Origin of the sequence: Sphingomonas sp., assembly GCF_048595155.1 — a bacterium.
Classification (GTDB): domain Bacteria; phylum Pseudomonadota; class Alphaproteobacteria; order Sphingomonadales; family Sphingomonadaceae; genus Sphingomonas_I.
The window spans coordinates 18,761-37,065 of the sequence record NZ_JBMDXN010000038.1 but is presented as its reverse complement, the minus strand read 5'-3'; the positions used below and the strand labels follow the sequence as shown (position 1 = coordinate 37,065).

Annotated in this window: 15 protein-coding genes; 5 read left to right on the top strand and 10 right to left on the bottom strand. The window is 63.2% G+C overall.

Annotation, left to right across the window (positions count from 1 at the left end; all coding sequences use genetic code 11):
* Positions 1–76: 76 nt before the first annotated feature.
* Positions 77–529: a tRNA (cytidine(34)-2'-O)-methyltransferase gene (locus tag ACOJSI_RS06240; RefSeq protein ID WP_420137399.1), complete on the top strand. Its 453-nt coding sequence runs from the start codon at positions 77–79 to the stop codon at positions 527–529.
* A gap of 7 nt (positions 530–536) precedes the next feature.
* Here the strand turns inward: ACOJSI_RS06240 and ACOJSI_RS06235 are convergent, their stop codons facing one another.
* From ACOJSI_RS06235 to ACOJSI_RS06215, 5 genes are all read right to left on the bottom strand, one after another.
* On the bottom strand, positions 537–932 hold the full coding sequence (locus ACOJSI_RS06235) for a cupin domain-containing protein (protein WP_420137398.1): 396 nt from the start codon (positions 930–932) through the stop codon (positions 537–539).
* Positions 933–997: 65 nt separating this feature from the next.
* Complete coding sequence (locus ACOJSI_RS06230; RefSeq protein ID WP_420137397.1) at positions 998–1,993, bottom strand: MBL fold metallo-hydrolase; 996 nt, start codon at positions 1,991–1,993, stop codon at positions 998–1,000.
* 37 nt (positions 1,994–2,030) lie between these two features.
* Entirely contained in the window at positions 2,031–3,137 is a 1,107-nt protein-coding gene (locus ACOJSI_RS06225) for an MBL fold metallo-hydrolase (RefSeq protein ID WP_420137396.1), read from the bottom strand.
* 332 nt (positions 3,138–3,469) lie between these two features.
* Positions 3,470–4,087: a DMP19 family protein gene (locus tag ACOJSI_RS06220; RefSeq protein WP_420137395.1), complete on the bottom strand. Its 618-nt coding sequence runs from the start codon at positions 4,085–4,087 to the stop codon at positions 3,470–3,472.
* A 252-nt stretch (positions 4,088–4,339) separates the two neighbouring features.
* Positions 4,340–5,206 (bottom strand): OmpA family protein, encoded by an 867-nt coding sequence (locus ACOJSI_RS06215; protein ID WP_420137394.1) that lies wholly within the window; start codon positions 5,204–5,206, stop codon positions 4,340–4,342.
* 301 nt (positions 5,207–5,507) lie between these two features.
* Here ACOJSI_RS06215 and ACOJSI_RS06210 point away from each other — a divergent pair, with 301 nt between their 5' ends.
* Positions 5,508–6,269, top strand: coding sequence for an SGNH/GDSL hydrolase family protein (locus ACOJSI_RS06210; RefSeq protein ID WP_420137393.1), 762 nt, complete (start codon positions 5,508–5,510; stop codon positions 6,267–6,269).
* 64 nt (positions 6,270–6,333) lie between these two features.
* Positions 6,334–7,806 carry a carboxylesterase/lipase family protein gene (locus tag ACOJSI_RS06205; RefSeq protein WP_420137392.1) on the top strand — a complete coding sequence of 491 codons (1,473 nt, stop codon included), beginning with the start codon at positions 6,334–6,336 and terminating at the stop codon, positions 7,804–7,806.
* Between the two features lie 2 nt (positions 7,807–7,808).
* Here ACOJSI_RS06205 and ACOJSI_RS06200 read toward each other — a convergent pair whose 3' ends face one another.
* The 3 genes from ACOJSI_RS06200 to ACOJSI_RS06190 form a co-directional block, all read right to left on the bottom strand.
* Entirely contained in the window at positions 7,809–8,708 is a 900-nt protein-coding gene (locus ACOJSI_RS06200) for an ROK family protein (protein ID WP_420137391.1), read from the bottom strand.
* Positions 8,709–8,733: 25 nt separating this feature from the next.
* Positions 8,734–9,999, bottom strand: a complete 1,266-nt coding sequence (locus ACOJSI_RS06195) for a sugar MFS transporter (protein WP_420137390.1) — start codon at positions 9,997–9,999, stop codon at positions 8,734–8,736.
* A gap of 86 nt (positions 10,000–10,085) precedes the next feature.
* On the bottom strand, positions 10,086–11,321 hold the full coding sequence (locus ACOJSI_RS06190; RefSeq protein WP_420137389.1) for an ROK family transcriptional regulator: 1,236 nt from the start codon (positions 11,319–11,321) through the stop codon (positions 10,086–10,088).
* Positions 11,322–11,591: 270 nt separating this feature from the next.
* Between ACOJSI_RS06190 and ACOJSI_RS06185 the strand changes: the two genes are divergently transcribed.
* Both ACOJSI_RS06185 and ACOJSI_RS06180 read left to right on the top strand, forming a co-directional pair.
* Positions 11,592–14,759 carry a TonB-dependent receptor gene (locus ACOJSI_RS06185; protein WP_420137388.1) on the top strand — a complete coding sequence of 1,056 codons (3,168 nt, stop codon included), beginning with the start codon at positions 11,592–11,594 and terminating at the stop codon, positions 14,757–14,759.
* A 114-nt stretch (positions 14,760–14,873) separates the two neighbouring features.
* Positions 14,874–16,379 (top strand): tryptophan halogenase family protein, encoded by a 1,506-nt coding sequence (locus ACOJSI_RS06180; RefSeq protein ID WP_420137387.1) that lies wholly within the window; start codon positions 14,874–14,876, stop codon positions 16,377–16,379.
* Between the two features lie 52 nt (positions 16,380–16,431).
* Here ACOJSI_RS06180 and ACOJSI_RS06175 read toward each other — a convergent pair whose 3' ends face one another.
* Together ACOJSI_RS06175 and ACOJSI_RS06170 are read right to left on the bottom strand one after the other, a co-directional pair.
* Positions 16,432–17,640, bottom strand: coding sequence for a zinc-dependent alcohol dehydrogenase (locus tag ACOJSI_RS06175; RefSeq protein ID WP_420137386.1), 1,209 nt, complete (start codon positions 17,638–17,640; stop codon positions 16,432–16,434).
* Between the two features lie 27 nt (positions 17,641–17,667).
* Positions 17,668–18,252: a carboxymuconolactone decarboxylase family protein gene (locus tag ACOJSI_RS06170; RefSeq protein WP_420137385.1), complete on the bottom strand. Its 585-nt coding sequence runs from the start codon at positions 18,250–18,252 to the stop codon at positions 17,668–17,670.
* Positions 18,253–18,305: the final 53 nt, after the last annotated feature.

The following is an 18,305-nucleotide window of genomic DNA, read 5'->3' as shown; positions in this document are numbered from 1 at the left end:
TCATGACCGTTCCAGGAGATAGCAACGCGCACGCTCTCCGCTTGCAAGCGCCTGCCCTCGCCGCCTAGCAGCGCGCATGCGCATTGCTCTGTTCGAACCCGAAATCGCCGGCAATGTCGGTGCGGTCCTGCGGCTGGGCGCCTGCATGGGCGTGGCAGTCGATCTGATCGAGCCGATGGGGTTTGCCTGGGACGACCGCCGCGTCCGCCGGACGGCGATGGACTATATCGACCATGTCGTTGTGACCCGTCATACCGGCTTCGACGCGTTTCGGGCGGGCATCGGCGCGGCCCGGTTGATCCTGTTCACCACCAAGAGCAGCGAGTCCGCTTATGACTTCCGGTTCAGGGTCGACGATATTCTCCTGTTCGGCAAGGAAAGCGCGGGCGTGCCCACGATGATTGCAGAGAATTGCGACGGGCGCATTCGCATCCCGATGCGCCCACAGGTACGTTCGATGAACCTTGCCACTACGGCCGCGCTGGCAGTGGGGGAAGCTTTGCGCCAGACGCAGAGGCTGCCCGAATAGATGCCGCTCAGCGCGGCCTGTGCTGCGTCCCCACGCCCGGCGTGATGAAGATCGCCGTCGCGGATGTCCCCGCGTCTACGTCGGCGGTATGCCAGCTGCAGGGCGGATTGATGACATAATCTCCCGGGCCCAACACGACGCTGTCCGTCGACCCATCGGCATGCTCCTGATGGAGCACGATCTTACCAGCGGTACAGATGACCAGTTCCGCGCCCCGTGGATGCATTTCCCAGCTCGCCCACGACTCGCTGAAGCTGAATTGAGAGACGAGTCGTCCCTCGGCGCCGTCCTCGGCATGGCGCGCCGTATAGGCCGCATACCAGCTTTCGTCGGTGAATTCCGGCTCGATCGACGCCGAGGCGCCAAGACCAAGATGGGCAGGGTTGGTCGGCAGATGGGGCATGATGGAAATGCTAGAATCTCTGCCGACGCAAAGCCAGCGCGACCGCTCCGCGCGGTCCGCTCCCGTCAATCGTAGCGATAGGGATTCCGGTCGATCGTGGTCGTGCCGCGGGTCTGGTTGCAGAGAAAAACCTTGCCGGTGAAGTAGATGCCGGGCTCCTTGATCGTCTTCGCGATCTCGAACGCATGGCGCAGATCGTCGACCGACATATGCACCGGCGCCTCGTCCGGCTGCCAGGTAGTGCCATAGGGATAATCCACCCCCGCGTTGCTGATCTCGATATGGCAGCCCATCACATGGCTGACGGGATGCGTATCCACGAACCGGATCAGCCGCTGCATGCTGTCGAACCAGGGCTGCCAGAAGCTGATATAGCAGCGCCCGCGATAAAACATGTCCCCCGTGAACAGGATGTAGGTGTAGCTATCGTAAAAGGCGCATTCGGATATGACATGGCCGGGCGATCCCCAGATCAGGATTTCGCGGCCGCCCAGATCCAGCGATACGCGCTGCTCCGGAAAATTGGTCATTCCCCAGAAGCCGAGCATCTCTTCGTGGGTCAGGCCCATGTAGCGCGTGTTGGGCCGATCGGCGAACTGGTTGACCGCAGCATAATGATCCGCGTGCAGGTGCGAGAAGGCCACCAGCAATTCCATATCCGCCGGGTTGCGCCCGTTCCGCCGGCACCAGCCGGCGATGCAATCATCTACGACGCCCCGCAAATCCCAGTCGGTGCGCAGCTGGGTGAAGCCCTCATCCAGCAGCAGCACGCGATCATTGCCGAAGTAGAGCGGCGCGAACGGCGCTTCGTAGCTATAGGCCTTGTTCTGACGCAGGATCGCGGTGTGCGGATTGTACCAATGCACCTGTACCGGTGGATCCTGGTTATCCATCAGCGAGGACGAGCCGCAGATCCACTTGGCAGGGAAAGCGCCCGGCGCCGCGTCGGCGCGTTTGAAATCGATGCGCGGACCTGGCGCCGGGACGGCCGCCCGCAGCACCGATTGGACGGGCACGACCGCGGCAGCGGCCGTCAATGTCAGAAAGTCTCTACGCTGCATCAGATCTCACGCTTCGAAGGAAAACAGGCAGCCGATTTCAGAAGGGCCGGGGCGGGTCGATGTTGGGCACGCCCTCCGGCCACACCCGCGTGCGCTGGTCGGGGCTCACGTCGTTCAGCAGGATGAAATCGGGGCGGATCAGCATCAGCGATTTGCCGGCCACCTCGTGTGCATAACGCACCCCCTCATCCAGCAGGGCAGGGTCCATCTGCAGCACGCGCTCGTACGGCTTATAGGTGGCGAAGCGAGGATAGGCTTTGCCGGGCACGAACATCATCTCGACATGTCCGCCCAGGATCCACTTCACGGGATGCTCATCTCTGAACTGCCGCAACCGTTCGAGCGAGGTGACGAAATCGCGATCGTTGGCGATCTGGATCTTGCCCGGATAGAAAAGGTCGCCGGTGAACAGCAAGTCGCAGTAAGGATCGTACAGGCTGATCCCGTCCTTATGCGTGCCGGGCGTCGGGATCACGTCAACCACGCGGCCGCCCAGATCGATCTTGCCCGTGCCCGCAGGCCAGGAGGCAAGCCGGTGAAAACGTTTCATGAGCGCCGGCGGTGTTGGCTGAAGCGTCGTATGCGGTCGGCCGGCAAACTGCCCCAGCCCCTGATTCTGCGCGACGTCTTCGCCGGACGTCATCACCACCGTCAGCGGCAGATTGGGGCGGCGCCGGGCCTGACCCCAGCGGGTCATGATCGCATCGACCGTATCCCGCAGCGGATAATGGCGTGCGTTCGCGGTCGCGCCGGTGTCGATCAGCAGCGCGCGGTCATTGCCGAACAGAAGATAGGTGAACGGCGCTTCCCAGTGGCTGCAGACATTCTGGCGCAGCAGGAATGTGTCTTCATTATACTGCATCACCTGGATGCGCGGATCGCGGTTCTTTGCCGCTACGTTGGAACCGTACATCCAGCGCAGCGCGATGTTACCGGGCGCCGGTCCCTCGCTCTCATAATCATGCACCACCGGTTCCCGCTCATGCAGGGGAACGGCGGTGTCGGTGTTCCGCACACCGGGCGGATTATAGCCCAGCGCGGGATTGCCATTAGGGTAAGCCGATCCGGTCGCCGATGCGGGATTGCCGTTCAAATTGGGATTGTACGGAACGAGACTGGGCACGGTGGCAGGCGGCATCGGCATTCTCGGGCAGGAGGAACGGGCGCCGGTCTCTCCCCCCAAGGTGTAAGACCAGGTGGCGAAGCTGCGGCGTCGGCAAGACGCGCCGGCACGAAATATCTCATGCAGAACGAGCTACGTATCCCGCCCCGCCTGCATGTTATGGCCTGAGCGCGGGCCGATCGGCCTTAAGTCAAATGACGTACCGGGATGCGCTTAACCAGCTGACGCGGGATCGGCGCTCGCGGATTCTGGCCGAAGGTGATCGATCCTATCGTCGCCCTCTCGACCGAAACAGTCATCTGGTTCGGAACGCCTGTAAGCCGCCCGATGCGAGCGACATTCATGAACCCTTGTTAGAGCTTCCAGTGGGTCAATCGATCGATCAACCGACGTGCGAATCCACGCAGCACGGCTGTTTCCGTCTGCGGCGCCTGTGCGACCGCGTCAGATCGCGCACTTCTCGCCTTTTGTGCATCGAGCCCCATTCGTTCAAATTCCGCTTTGGGAATGAGGCGCACCTTTGGGGATCGCGAAAGCCAATCGCGCGTGAAATCCCGGACCGATCGCTCTTTGCTCAGGCTGAAAAACTGGTCGTCCAAGCGATCAAGCGTGGAGGACCGGGGTGTGTCCGGCGTCGCCGCCACCTCTTCGGGGTGCTGCTCGGCCCAAGTGATCATCGCGGCAACGAGCCGCGCATAGGCATCGGCCCCGATCATCTCCAGCCCCTTCAAGGCGGACCGATATACGGGCGTGTGGTTGTTGCGGTTGTGGAAATATTGGTCGTGGCCACCGTTATTGACCTCACCCTCATACTCCGCCGCATGGTAGAGGTTGATGGCATCATCCGTGCCGTCGGTGTTCCAGAGGACATCGAACGACAGCTTCGCGCTCGTGATCCAGCAGAATGACTCAACCGCGTCGGACGGGCGCCCCAGGCTCCCCTCGGGCAGGAAAATGAGGTTATCGGCCATATTTTCTCCCGTCGTGAAGCGCGCACCAGCGGGTCGTGATGGCGGCTTTCAGCTTGTGCCGGGATCGGCGTGGCTGCCCGCAATTCTTCGCGCCTGGCCGCATGATGAAGCGTCCGACGAACGATCGCAAGGCAAGCCGATCAGAGGCCGAGAAAAGGAACGGCCAGGATGCGCGAGCCTTGGGCCTCCACGCGCATCCCGGCCGGTCCGGAGACAGCGATAGCTATCCCGCTCGGGCATGTGCGTCGAGGTTTACAGCCCGTCGACGCTCTTGCTGACGAGGATGTTCACGGCCACGCGGCGGTTCTGCGCCTTGCCTTCCGGCGTATCGTTGCTGGCCAGCGGATCCGCCTTCGCCATGCCGGTCGGGGTCAGCATCCGATAGGGCTTCCAGCCGCACGCCTGCTGCAGATAGTTGATCACGCGATTGGCGCGCTTCTCGCTGAGTTCCTGGTTGAGATCGTCTCCACCGGTGGAGTCGGTATAGCCGACCACCAGCATCAGGGCATTTTCCATGCCCTCCGCCGAGCTCGCTGTATTGCACAGCGCCGCCTTGTCTTCCGCCGACAGCACCGCCTTGCCGGTGTCGAAATGGACGTTGGTCGTGGCCTTGATGTTATATTTGTCGATATCGGCCATGCGGCCCTTCAGGGCTTCGGTGGCTGCCGTCTGCTCGTCGAAGCGCTGGGCGGTGCCGTTACGGATCATCGACGCGGTCTTGAAGTCGTTGTTGCGGAACTTGATCTGGCTCGCCACCAGGGCATCGTTCGATTGATCGGCGCCAAAGCGCACCGTCTTCACCGACACGGGCAAGCCGTTGAGCAACGCCGCAGCGTCGCGTTTGCCGTGGCTGCTGAACAACCCGCCACCGGATCTGATTTGCGTTGCATCGTCGATGGCGATGATGGTGCTGGTGCCATCTTCGGCAGTGACCTTCAGCTTGTCGCCGTTACGCGCGGAAATCACGCCCTTGATCTCTGGCCCATCCGTCTTCCGGCCATTGACGACTACATTCGGATCGGATGGATCCTGCACTTGCGCGAACACCACGCCGGACGCCGATAATGCGGACGCCGCCAGCAGGATGCGGACGCCCGACTTTTGAGACATGACAGCCATTCAGCTTCTCCCTTTCGATCACTCTGCCGCAAGGGTGTCCACGAAACCTGTCGGGCAGATGAATGTCGCTCAATCGGCTTTGCGGGAGCGGCCAATCGGGGCGCGGCGTGCGGCGAATGGATCACTCGCAACGCCTGTGATAGGGGCCGGAGGACACGCAAAAGGTTACAAAAACCGACTCATTGAGGCGCTTTCGTGCGCCACGGCCAATGTCCGTCTGGCGTGGCGGAATGGCAATGCTAAGGCGTTCTCGTACCGGATATTCCATCGTGAAAGTGGATGCCGGATCGGAGGAAATCTGATGCGTATGAATGTGCTGTTGGGCGTCGCGTTGTCCGCGTTGCTGGCAGGTCCGGGTTCGACCCAGATCGCGCTGGATCCCGCCAATAAATTCTCGGTCGAATGGAATGCGCGGCTCGGTTCGGACTGGCCCTATCTGGCCCGCTATCGCGCGGCCAATGCGGCGCTTGCGCCGAATTCCAAACATCCCCGCATCGTCTTCATGGGCGATTCCATCACGGACAATTGGGCCAGCATGTGGCCGGAATTCTTCAGTAACGATCGGGTCGGCCGCGGCATTGGCGGCCAGACCACGCCGCAGATGCTGACGCGCTTTCGCGCCGACGTGATCAATCTTCGCCCGGCGGTCGTGCAGATCATGGCCGGCACGAACGACATCGCCGGCAATACCGGCCCGATGACGCCGGAGGAAACGCAGGGCAACATCCGCTCGATGGTGGAGCTGGCACATGCCAACGGCATCCGCGTGATCCTGGCCTCGATTCCGCCTGCGGATCTGTTTCCTTGGAAGCCGGGGCTGGAGACCGGCAGCAAGATCGTGGCGATGAACGGCTGGCTGAAGGCTTATGCCGCGCGCGCCGGCTGCATCTACGCCGATTATTGGACCGCGCTGAAGGGCCCGGGTCTGGGCATCCGCGAGGGGCTGTCCTCCGATCACGTTCATCCGACGCGGGCCGGCTACGAGGTGATGGCCCCGGTTGCGGAACGTGCGATCAAGCAAGCGCTGGCGCTGCCCGCGCCCCGCAAGACCGCTGTCGATTGACAAGGCCGGGCCGCCCGCAATCCCGGCCGCTCACCTTCCATCAGCCTGAAGTGGACAGACTCTGATGATCCTCACCGCCCTTGCCCTGGCCGCCGCCACGCCCGGCACCATCGTGTCCACCACCAACGGCGCGATCGCCGGCGAGGCGATGCCGGATGGCCGCCGTCTGTTCCGAGGCATCCCATTCGCGCAGCCGCCGGTCGGGCCGTTGCGCTGGCGTGAACCGGTCGCGGTGCCGCACTGGACGAGCGTGCGCGACGCCACCCATTCCGCGCCTGCCTGTCCGCAGATCGACTATGGCTGGAACCATGCGGCCGCCGCCCGCCAATCGGAAGACTGTCTCTATCTGGAGGTCGCGACGCCGGCCTCGCCCGCCAGCAAGAAGAAGCTGCCGGTCATGGTGTGGATCCATGGCGGCGGCAATCGGGCCGGCAGCGGCGCCGACACGACGGGATCGGATTTCGGCAAGGAGGTCGTGCTCGTCACGGTCCAATATCGGTTGGGCGCGCTGGGCTTCCTTTCGCATCCGGCGCTGACAGCCGAATCACCGCACCACACGTCCGGCAATTATGCGCTGATGGATCAGCAGGCGGCCTTGCGCTGGGTGCAGGCCAATATCGCCCGCTTCGGCGGCGATGAAAGCAACGTCACCATCTTCGGAGAGTCCGCCGGCGCGCAGGACGTGGGGCTGCAGCAGCTGTCGCCGCTGGCGCGGGGCCTGTTTCACAAGGCGATCGAAGAAAGCGGCACCGCCGGCTTCGGCATCCCGCCCCGCACGCTCGCAGAGAATGAACGGATCGGCACGCTGCTCGCGCAGGCAGCCGGGGCACCCGCCAATGCCGATGCGGCTACGCTGCGGGCGCTCCCGGTGGAGACGCTGCTCAAAATCTCCGAAGACAGCAAGATACCGGGTCTCGCTTCAGACAGTTTCATCTGGCTGGCAGCAACGGCGGATGGCTGGGTGTTGCGCGCGCCCCCGGCGACCACGCTTGCCCGCCGGGAGGGGGCCCGCGTGCCGCTGATCATCGGCTCCAATAGCCGGGAATTCGCCTATCTCGGCGCGAAAGATCCGCTCGATCGAGCGATCTCCACGGGTTTTGGCGCGAACGCGGCACAAGCGCGTTCCTTTTACGATTCAACGCCGGATCCTGATCCGGAACGCGGCGATCGTCGGCTGCAAGTATCGACCGATCTCATCTTCGCCTGCCCCGCCGGCGTGGTCGCCGCACATCATGCAGCAGCTGGTTTGCCCGTCTGGCAATATGAGTTCGGCTATGTCGGCCCCGGCGGCAAACCGGTCGTTCATGCCGGCGAGCTTCCTTATGTGATGCAGGCGGGTGCACGCCTGCCAGCGGGTGCGCCGCCGATGCACGCTTATTGGCTCAACTTCGCGCGGACCGGCGATCCGAACGGCGCCGGCCTACCGGCTTGGCCGGGTTATGCGCCGGGCAAGCGCTATGTGCGCTTCACCGATCGCGGCGTTTCAGAGGCGAGCAACCTGCGCGGTGACGTGTGCCGCCTGCGCAATGCGCCCTGACCTCAGCTTGCCGGCCACAGATGCGCGGCCCCGCGCACGCCGGAACTATCGCCCCATTTGGCCTGGACGATCTTGCCCTGCCAACCATCGCTGAACGTGTGACGGTCAATGACGGCGGGTAGCCGCCCGTACAGCTCGGTCACGTTGGACATGCCGCCCCCCATTACGAAGCAGTCGGGATCGAGGATATTGGCGATGATCGCCAGCCCACGGCCGAGCCGATCAATATAATCGTCGAGCGTGGCGGCCGCGATGGGATCGCCGTTGCGGGCAAGCTCCACAATCTCCTCGCCCTTCAACAGCCGGCCGCTGCGGCGTTCGAAATCCTTGCGGAAGCCGGTGCCGGAAATCCATTTCTCCAGACAGTTGCGCTGGCCGCACCAGCAATCCGGCCCGGGCAATTCATCTTCGCGCGCCCACGGCAGTGGGATGTGGCCCCATTCACCGGCAATGCCGTTCGCGCCTTCGATCAGTTCGCCCCCCACCACGACCCCACCGCCGCAGCCTGTGCCGATAATCACCGCAAACGTCACATGTGCGCCCGCCGCAGCGCCGTCGCGCGCTTCCGACAAGGCGAGACAATTCGCATCGTTGGCGATGCGCACTTGGCGGCCGGACGCGTGTGCGAGATCCTCGCGAAAGGATGATCCGTTCAAATAGACGGTGTTGGCGTTGCGCATCGCGCCCGTGCGTGGCGAAATCGACCCTGGCAGGCCGACACCGATCGATCGGACCTGCCCCACCTCCGCCTCGACTGCCGCCACCAGATCGGCAACGGCCCGAATTGCCGCAGGATACGTGTCCGGCGTTGGCACGCGCTGGCGGACGAGAAAGGCGCCGTCGCCGCCCAGCGCGGCCGCCTCTATCTTCGTTCCGCCGAAATCTACGCCAATCTGAATCACACGCTCGCCTCGTCTGTTCGCGACATCAATGGCCGGCCGCCGGGGCCGCCGCGCGTGCCACGACCGGAGCGCGGGCAGCCGCCAACGCAAAGCCGGCAATCAGCAGATAGCAGAGCATCGGCACCTGGAAGGCGGTGGACCGGCTGGTGGTGATGTCCGCGACATAGGCGAACACAAGCGGCACCAGCGCGCCGCCGACGATCGCCATGCACAGCAAGCCCGCCACCGCGGCGGCCGGTGCGCGCGATCGTTCCAGCGTTAGCGTGAAGATCACTGGGAACATGATCGCATTGAACAGGCCGATCGCAATGGCAAGCACGGCCGCGGCCCGTCCGTCGATCTGGCTGACGATCAGACAGAGGATCGCTGCCACAGCGGCAACGAACAGCAACAATCGACTGGCGGGGATGCGGGTCAATAGCCCGCTGCCCAGGAAACGGCCGATCATCGCGCCCAGCCAATAGAGGCTGACGAGCTTGCCGGCCTCGACGGCGCTTAAGGCGAGGATGTTGGGTTGCTCAAGGAAGTTGACCATCGTCGAGCCGATCGACACTTCCGCGCCGACATAGAGGAAGATCGCACCCGCACCGAGCAACGCCCATTTTGACCGGAATGCCGCGCCGATGCTCGCGGCATCTTTATCGACGGCAGGCGCCGCTGCCGTAATTCGGCCGCGTACGCTGAACAGAAAGATCGCCAGCAGGACGATGACCCCCGCGATGAAATAATAAGCGAGGTCGAGCCGCCCGAGCGACTCCACGATCTTGGCTTCGCTGGCCTCGCCGCCCGAGAACAGGCCGCCCTGCAGCAGCGTATGCGCCGCGACATAGGGGCCGATTACCGTACCAAGCGAGTTGAACCCCTGGCTCAACACCAACCGGAAATGCGACTTCTCCGGCGGCCCCAGCACGGCCGAAAGCGGATTGGCCGACACCTGCAGCAGGGTGATACCGCTGGCGATGATGAACAGCGCGACGAGGACGATCGTGTAGGTACGCCAATGGGTGGCGACCGGCATCAGCAGACAGCCCACCACCATGATCGCCAGTGCCAGTATGATCGAACGCGCCGCACCCAGGCGCGAAACGACCAAAGCGGCCGGCAGCGACACGACACCATAGGCCATGAAGAAGGCGAACTGGGTCAGGAAGCCCTGTGTATCGGTGAGGGTGAAAATTTCCTTCACCGCCGGGATCAGCACATCGTTGACCGACGTCACGGCGCCCCAGATGAAGAACAAGGTCGTTATGTAAACGAATGCCAGCCCTTGGCGCGGTGCATTTGCAGCCACTGCGTGCCTCCCCCTGAAGCGCGCCTGAGCGGCGCTTGCCGAACCTCTAATCAGCCCCGGCTAATTACGAAAGAGATTTGTTTTATTCAGCTGCGACCTGCCTGCATCAGCGCTGACTCGGTGGGCAAGACGCGATCGAGGAAGGGCAAGATCGCTGCACCGATTGCCGGTGCGTCGCCGGACGTGGCGGCGCGCAATACCGGTGCGATAGCGGGCGCCCGCACCTTGCCGAGCGCATCGTTGAGCCGCATCACCAGCGCATCGATCAGCGGTTCGGGCAGGCGCCCGCCGATCAGCACGGCCGCAGGATTGACCAGGCAGTTCACTGCGACCAGCGGGTCGGTCAGCGATCGTGCGGCATCATCCAGCCAGCCGCGCACCACCGGCATCTCCTCCGACAAAGCATCGATACCCTCGATCGGTTCGCCTGCTGCCTCCATGCGCGCGAGCAGCGCCGACAAAGACACCGTATCCTGCACCGTTGCCCCCGCTTTGGCGGCCGACGGATCGGGCAGAAAGCCGATCTCGCCGCTGCGCGCGGTCGCGCCGCGGACGTAGGTGCCGTCCATCACCAGGCCGCCGCCCAGGCCGGCGCTGATCAGCACGTAGAAGAAGCTTGGCTGCGTCAATCCGCTGCCGAACTGCGCCTCGCCGATCGCGGCAGCGGCCGCGTCATTATCAATATGGACCGGAAGCGGCAGCACCTCCCGCACCAATTCGGCCACATCCAGCTCGTTCCAGACAGTATAGCCTTCCGGGCGATGCGGCAGCGCGACGCTGCCAAGATCATCGGGCAGGGCCACGCCGATCCCGATCAGCCGCTTCTCGTCGATCGCGCCCGACGCCCGGATCGCCGCGACCTCGTCGCGCAGGCAGCTGCGCACATGTTCCGGCATGGCGAAGCTGATTTCCTTGACGGCACGCGTGCGCACATTGCCGGCCAGATCGAGCGAGACGATCGTGTAATGATCGCGATCGATGTTGATGCCGATCGAAAAGCAGCCGTCCGGATTGACCCGCAGCCGCAAGGCCGGCTGCCCCCGCATACCGAACCGCCGGCCCGCTTCCGCGATCAGCCCCAGATCAAGCAGCCGGCGCGTGATATTCGCGATCGTCGGCGGCGTCAGGCCCGTGATCGTCGCCAGATCCGATCGCGTGGTCTCATCCGCAATCCGGATCGCCTGCAGCACGATCCGCTGATTATAATCGGCAGCCCGTTCCAGATTGGTGCCCGACAGGCTGCCTGCGAGGCGGGTTCCGCGATCATCAGCGCCGATCGTACCATCATGCGCTGCAATTGCCGTCCTGATCGCGCTCGCCACCCTATCTCCCTCCGTGGCCATCCCCACCCCGATCCGACGCTATCATGCTGTGCCCAATGAAGCACGGCTCAATCGCCTTTGCATTCACATCATCATTATAAATGAAAATTACATTCTTTATTATTGACAGGCATCGCGGCTGGTCACAAGACAGCAACAATCAAGCGGCGCGTACAGCCGCGAAGGCTTCAGGCGAGGATCATAGCGAACGGCATAGCCGCTTCGCCTTTCTCTTCTGATGTCGTTTGCAAGCGCCAGAGGGGGAACATCGTGAAGCCCATCATCCATACCCATCGTGCCCATCTTTTGGCCGCCGCCTCGCTGATCGCGCTGGTGCCTGCCGCCGCCCTTGCCCAGCAAAGTTCGACGACGCAGGGCACCAATGCCGTTGCGCCGACCGATCAGGCGGCAAGTCCCAGCCAGGTCAGCGCCGACGCAGCCGGCGAAGCCGTCGCTCCGACGACGCCGGCAAGCGCGACGGCCGCCGAACCCGACGAAGTCGTCGTCACCGGCATCCGCGCCGCGCAGCAGCGCGCGGTCAGCATCAAGCGCAATGCCGCGTCCGTCGTCGATGCCATTTCGGCCGAGGATATCGGCAAGCTGCCCGACGTCACCATTTCGGATTCGCTGCAGCGTATTCCGGGCGTGCAGATCCTGCGCAGCGCAGGCGAGGGTTCCACCGTCAACATCCGCGGCTTGCCGCAGGTCACGACCCTGCTCAACGGCGAGGCCTATCTCGGCGCGCAGTCCATCACGACCGTCCAGCCCAACTTCCAGGACATTCCGTCGCAGCTCTTTTCGGGTGCCGACGTGATCAAATCGGCGACTGCCGACCTGCTGAATGCCGGTATCACCGGCACGGTCAATCTGCGTACCCGCCGCCCGTTCGATCTGAAGTCAGGCTTCACCGTCGCGGGTTCGGCCGAAGGGCAATATGGCGACCGCGTCAAAAAGCTCGACCCCAAGGTCAACGCTTTGGTAGGCTGGCATGGCGCCGATTTCGGCGTGCTGGTATCGGCCGCCTATGCCGATGTGAACCTTTCCAATTCGCATAACGGCATCCAGGAAGGCTATGGCGCGGCGCTGCATAATGAGCAGTTCAACACCGCCGCCAACCCCACCGGCGACGTCGACAGCAATGGCGGCTTCTCGCCCGCCAACCGGCCGCACGGCACGATCGTCGGCACCGGTCGCGACGTTAACGGCAACGGCAGCTCCGACGATATCTTCATCGTCCCGCAGGGCTTCACCGGCTGGGATCGCGTCAACGAGCGCCAGCGGCTAGGCGTCAACGGATCGTTCCAGTGGCGCATCAACGACGCCTTGCAACTGACCGGCGATGCCTTCTTCACCCGCCAGACGGAATATGACCGTACCGCCGGCTTCCAGATGCAGGACGTGAACTGGCAGGCGGCCGAATTCGTGCCCGGTCAATCCCGCGACACAGGCCGGAAGATCACGCAGACGGTCAACGGTATCAGTCACACGTACAATCTGAACACGACCCAGGTCTATAATTACGATCTCGGCAACTTCGATTCGTACGCGCAGACAGATCGCTACAAATCGCAGTCACAAAACTACAATCTGGAACTGAAGTTCGACAATGGCGGCCCGCTGACGCTCAACCTGCGCGGCATCTATGGCAAGGCGCACAACAATTACGATCAGTCCTATGCGCAATTCAGCCTGTCGAACGGCGCGCAATGGCAACCCGGCGGGATCGGCATCTATCCGGACGGCGCGCGCGCGTTCAACCCGGGCGGTTATGCTGTCAACACCATTGCCGGCGCCAATTCGCTACAGGCTGTGGTCGATTACAGCGGCAACACCCCGACCTTCCAGCTGCCCTCGCAGCTCGTCAGCGCACTCGGCACGCAGAGCGCCTATGCGCTCAAGACGATTTCGTCCGAAGGCAATTACCGCCGCCGCGGCGATCTGAAACTTGTGCGCGCCGACGGCACGTACAAATTCTCGGATCAGGTCAATCTGGAATTCGGCGCACGCTACAGCGATCGCTCGGTCAATGATTATGAGTTCGATCGCGCAGCCCCGCTTTATGCAGGTCAGGCGAGCCAGCCCGGCGGCTGCCTCGTCAAGTGGAAGGCGTTCGACGTGCCGGTCAGCGACAGTAGCTGCTTCGCACAAAACGCGGCCGGCCAATTCTACACGGCCGGCGTCACACGCCCCGCAACCGACGCCACCATCCGCGACTATGTGAAATCGTTCAGCGTGCCCGCCCCGGGCGTGCCGGATATGTTCGCGGTCGATCCCAAGCGGATGGACAATGCGCTGAACTTCCAGAACAATTTCTATCCCGGCAATGTCGAGGTTCAAAATCCGGGCGCGTCCTTCCGTGTCGGCGTGAAGCAGATTTCCGGTTACGCCCAACTCAACTTCGGCGGCACACTGTTCGGCCTGGATTTCAACGGCAATGGTGGCCTGAAATTCATCAACACCAAGCTGGACGTGATGCAGTACGTCACCGGATCGCCGCGGCCGTACGGCCTCGCCAATCTGATCGCCGGCACGATCACCACGAAGCGCAGCTTCAACGATTATCTGCCGTCGGTGAACGTGGCGTTGAGCTTCACGCCCAACCTCAAGCTGCGTCTTGCCTACAGCAAGACGATGACCCTGCTGGATCTCAATCAGTGGGGCGGCGGTCTCAATCCGACCTATGCGATCGACACATCCAACCCCGGCGCGCCCGTTTTCCGCGTCACCGGCGGCACCTCCAACGGCAACCCCGATCTCGATCCGTGGCGCGCCGACAATTTCGATGCCAGCCTCGAATATTATATGGGCCGCGCCAGCTTGATCAGCATCGGCGTGTTCAAGATCAACGTGAAGAGCTTCATCCAGAGCGGTTCGGTGCTGCGCTCCGATCTGCCCGACAATGACGGCGTCGTGCGCAACCGCACGGTAGCGATCAACACCCAGATCCAGGGCGAAGGCGGCACGCTGAAGGGTGTCGAAGCGCAGTGGAAGCAATCCTTTGGCGATCTGGCCTTCATGCCGGGCTTGCTCACCAATTTTGGCTTTGACACCAACCTGACCTTCTCGCCCTCCGATTCCGGCGTGAAGGACCTTGCCGGCAACAAGGTGCCGTTCCAGGACAATTCCAAGTGGCAGGCCAACGCGGCCCTGTTCTACCAGGACGAACATCTGCAGGCGCGTATCGCCTATAATTATCGTTCGAAGCGCGCCGCCTCACAGAATTTCGGCGGCTTGACCGGTCTAGAACTTTACCAGGCGCCGACCAATTACGTCGATGCATCGGTCAGCTACGATTTCAATCCGCACGTCACAATCTATGCGCAGGGCTCGAACCTCACGGGCGAGTATGAGAAATATTATCTGACCTTCAAGGATCAGAAGGCCTACAACAATATTTACGAGCGCCGCTACACGGCCGGCGTCCGCGTCAAGTTCTAATTCGCCCCCCCGTCCCCTGTGACGGAACCTTGCCCGCCCGGCCAAGGCCGCGGCGGGCATTTCTTTTTCTTGAACGGGCTGCGATGACAGCGCCGCACAACGAGCAGGAGAGCTATGGCAGCGCCTGACCCCATACGGTCCATTGTCATTGCGGGTGGCGGCACTGCCGGATGGATGGCCGCCGCCGCGCTTGCCCGGCGGCTCGAACGGCAACACGTCACCATCACGCTGATCGAATCCAGCGCGATCCGCACGATCGGTGTGGGTGAGGCGACCGTCCCCGGCATCCGCGATTATTTCCGCGATATCGGCACCAGCGGAACGGAGGTGATGAAGGCCACCAACGGCACGGTGAAGCTGGGCATCGAATTTGCCGATTGGCGCCGCAACGGGCACCGCTTCTTCCACCCTTTCGGACTTTACGGCGCGCCGTCGCGCGGTGTTCAGTTCCACCAATATTGGCTGAAGCTGCAGGCCGCCGGCAAGGGCACCCCGCTTGCCGATTATTGCCTGGCCAGCGCGCTGGCGGCACACAATCTGTTCATGCCTCCGCCGGAGGCGCCGCCGAACGATCTCGGCACGTTCGACTGGGCGGTCCATTTCGAAGCGGCAGCCTTCGCCGACTTTCTTGCGGCCCGTGCCAAGGCCGGTCATGTCCGCCATATCGATGCGCGCATCGCTGGTACGGAGAAGGACAGCGCGACCGGCCACATCGCCGCCGTGACGCTGGACGACGGACGCCGCATCCAGGGCGATCTGTTCATCGACTGCACCGGCTTCCGCGCCTTGCTGATCGGCCAGGCGCTGGAGGTGCCTTATATCGATTGGAGCGAGCTGCTGCCGTGCGACCGCGCGGTCGCCATTCCGTGCGCCCGCACCGGCGCGTTGACGCCTTACACCCGCTCGACTGCTCGCGCCGCTGGCTGGCAATGGCGCATTCCACTGCAGAGCCGGGTCGGCAACGGCTATGTCTATTCCAGCCGGCACATCTCAGATGACGAGGCGGTGGCTTCGCTTACGGCCGACCTTGAAGGCGAACCGCTCGCCGATCCCAATCTCATCCGCTTCACGACCGGTAAACGTGCGCAGGTGTGGGCGGGGAATTGCGTGGCTTTGGGCCTGGCCGCAGGCTTTCTGGAGCCCTTGGAGTCCACCAGCATCACCCTGATCCAGACCGGTATCGAGCGGCTGCTGGATTTCTGGCCGGATCGCCACTTCGATCCGGCACTGCGTACCGAATATAATCGGATAGCCGATCAAGAATATGCCCGCATCCGCGATTTCCTGATCCTGCATTACTGGGGCAATCAGCGGCACGGCGAACCGTTCTGGGACGCAATGGGCGCGCAACGCCTGCCGGACGAGCTCCAACACAAGATCGACCTCTGGCAATCGCGCGGCCGCTTCGTGCGCTATCTGTGGGAATCGTTCGGTGATCCCAGCTGGCTGTCGCTCTATGTCGGCCTCGGCCTCACCCCGCGCCAGCACGATCCCCTTGCCGACTTCTTCACGGAGGCGGAGCTGGAAGGCGCCTTCGCCAAGATGCGTGAGGCTGTCACCCGCGCCAAGGCGCTCGCCATGCCGCACGAGCGCTTCATCGCGGAACATTGCCGCGCCTGACCGGGCGGGTGGCGCCGCGGCCTCCGTCGGCCGCGAGCGCCGCCCTCGCCGATCATTCGGTGGGCTGCAATTCCACCTTGATCCAGCCAGGCTGGCGCTCGTCAAACGCCTTGTAGGCGCTGATCGCGTCGCTCAGCGGCTCGACATTGCTGAGGATCTCGACCGGATTGAGCCGCCCCGCCAGCACATGATCGATCAGCACGTCGTAATAGCGGCGATGATTGGCATTCCCCATACGAATCGTCAGGTTCTTGTTCATCGCCTGGCCGATGGGGAATATCCGGTCGGTCGGCGGATAGACGCCGATGATGGCAACCGTGCCCGCCTTGGCGGCGCAAGCCACCGCCCAATCATGCACCTGCGCCGGCCCATCGCCCGCAATGAAATGACGGCCGTGCTTGTGCGCACCCGGTTCGATCAGCATCTGCTCGACCGCACCTTTGGCCTGTTCCAGCAGGCCGGGCTTGGCTGGTCCATGCTGCGCATGTTGCGCATCCACGCCGACCACGTCGATCACGCGGGCGGCACCGTCACCATCGGTTAGGTCGCGCACGGCTTGCACCACATCCTGCTCGTCAAAATCGATCGTCTGCGCCCCCTGACGACGGGCAAGCGCCAGCCGATCGGGCAGGCGATCGACCGCGATCACATGGCCGCCCATCAGACGCGCCGATGCGATAGCCATCTGCCCAACCGGGCCGCATCCGAAGATCAGGACGTTATCGCCGGCTTCTATCTCGGCCAGATCCGCGCCGAACCAGCCAGTCGGCAGGATGTCACTCATCAGGATGGCCTGATCGTCGCTAATCTCTTCAGGCACCCGCACCAGATTGGCGTCGGCAAAAGGCACGCGCGCTTTCTCCGCCTGCAGGCCTTTCAGCCCGCCATTTTCCTGCGTTGCGCCGTAATAAACCGTGCCGGCCAGCTTGCCATTCGGGTTGGCGACATCGCACTGCGCCCAAAAACCGCGGCGGCAATATTGGCAGGCGCCGCATCCGACCGTGGACGGAATGATGACCCGGTCGCCGATCTGAATGTCGGTCACCTCCGGCCCCACACTCTCGACGATGCCGACGCCTTCGTGCCCCAGCGTCTGGCCTTTCTGCAATCCACTCACCGTGCCGCGGACGAAATGCAGGTCGGTCCCACAGATGGCCGATGCGGTCAGCCGTACGATCGCATCCGTGGGTGCTTCGATTACGGGTTCGGGAACATCGTCGATGCGAATGTCGCCGAGACCATGGAAAATGACAGCTTTCATGGCATCTACTCCTTGGGAAGTGCGGCATCAGCCGGTGAGAAGACCATCCTCGCGGCCGGGAACGGAGATGTCGTAGGCATTGAGCAGGAGCGAGATCAGCACATAGCCGCTGATGAGATAGACGATCTCGGCCAATTGCTGCGGCTCGAAGCTGCGCAGCGCGCGATCATAGGTGGATTGCGGCAGTTGGTTGCCGCGCAACAGCGCCGCCGTGACGTCGAACGCCGCAGCCTCCTGCTCGCTCAGGTCAGTAGGCCGTTCGCCGGCGCTTAAGGTCGCGATCTTCTCGGCCGACAAAGTCGATTTGCGCGCACTACGCTCGTGCGAATAGATTTCGTACCGGGAATCATAGCGCGCACCCGTGGATAAAATAACCACCTCGCGCACCGATGCGGGAAGCGTTGAGGATGCGATCAGGCGCCGGATCAATTCCCACGCCGGTGCGCCGAAATGCGGGAAATGGAGCAAGGGCGGGAAGGGCCCGACGAGCGCGCCGTCCGGCCGTTGCGTCACGAAATTGTTGAGATGGCCTGCAATGACATCCTGCATCTGCCGATACATCCCGCTGACCTCGGGAGGCAGATCGTCAGGGGGGATCGGTTCAAGTCGCATGTCGGCTCCGGTCGGTGATCGCGAGCCTCCCCGACATTGGGCGAGGCCAGCGA

Bases quoted from the DNA above. Each gene is read 5' to 3' on its own strand.
- ACOJSI_RS06235 (WP_420137398.1), bottom strand. From the start codon at position 932: ATGCCCCATCTGCCGACCAACCCTGCCCATCTTGGTCTTGGCGCCTCG.
- ACOJSI_RS06240 (WP_420137399.1), top strand. From the start codon at position 77: ATGCGCATTGCTCTGTTCGAACCCGAAATCGCCGGCAATGTCGGTGCG.
- ACOJSI_RS06180 (WP_420137387.1), top strand. From the start codon at position 14,874: ATGGCAGCGCCTGACCCCATACGGTCCATTGTCATTGCGGGTGGCGGC.
- ACOJSI_RS06230 (WP_420137397.1), bottom strand. From the start codon at position 1,993: ATGCAGCGTAGAGACTTTCTGACATTGACGGCCGCTGCCGCGGTCGTG.
- ACOJSI_RS06175 (WP_420137386.1), bottom strand. From the start codon at position 17,640: ATGAAAGCTGTCATTTTCCATGGTCTCGGCGACATTCGCATCGACGAT.
- ACOJSI_RS06210 (WP_420137393.1), top strand. From the start codon at position 5,508: ATGCGTATGAATGTGCTGTTGGGCGTCGCGTTGTCCGCGTTGCTGGCA.
- ACOJSI_RS06215 (WP_420137394.1), bottom strand. From the start codon at position 5,206: ATGGCTGTCATGTCTCAAAAGTCGGGCGTCCGCATCCTGCTGGCGGCG.
- ACOJSI_RS06220 (WP_420137395.1), bottom strand. From the start codon at position 4,087: ATGGCCGATAACCTCATTTTCCTGCCCGAGGGGAGCCTGGGGCGCCCG.
- ACOJSI_RS06225 (WP_420137396.1), bottom strand. From the start codon at position 3,137: ATGCCGATGCCGCCTGCCACCGTGCCCAGTCTCGTTCCGTACAATCCC.
- ACOJSI_RS06170 (WP_420137385.1), bottom strand. From the start codon at position 18,252: ATGCGACTTGAACCGATCCCCCCTGACGATCTGCCTCCCGAGGTCAGC.
- ACOJSI_RS06205 (WP_420137392.1), top strand. From the start codon at position 6,334: ATGATCCTCACCGCCCTTGCCCTGGCCGCCGCCACGCCCGGCACCATC.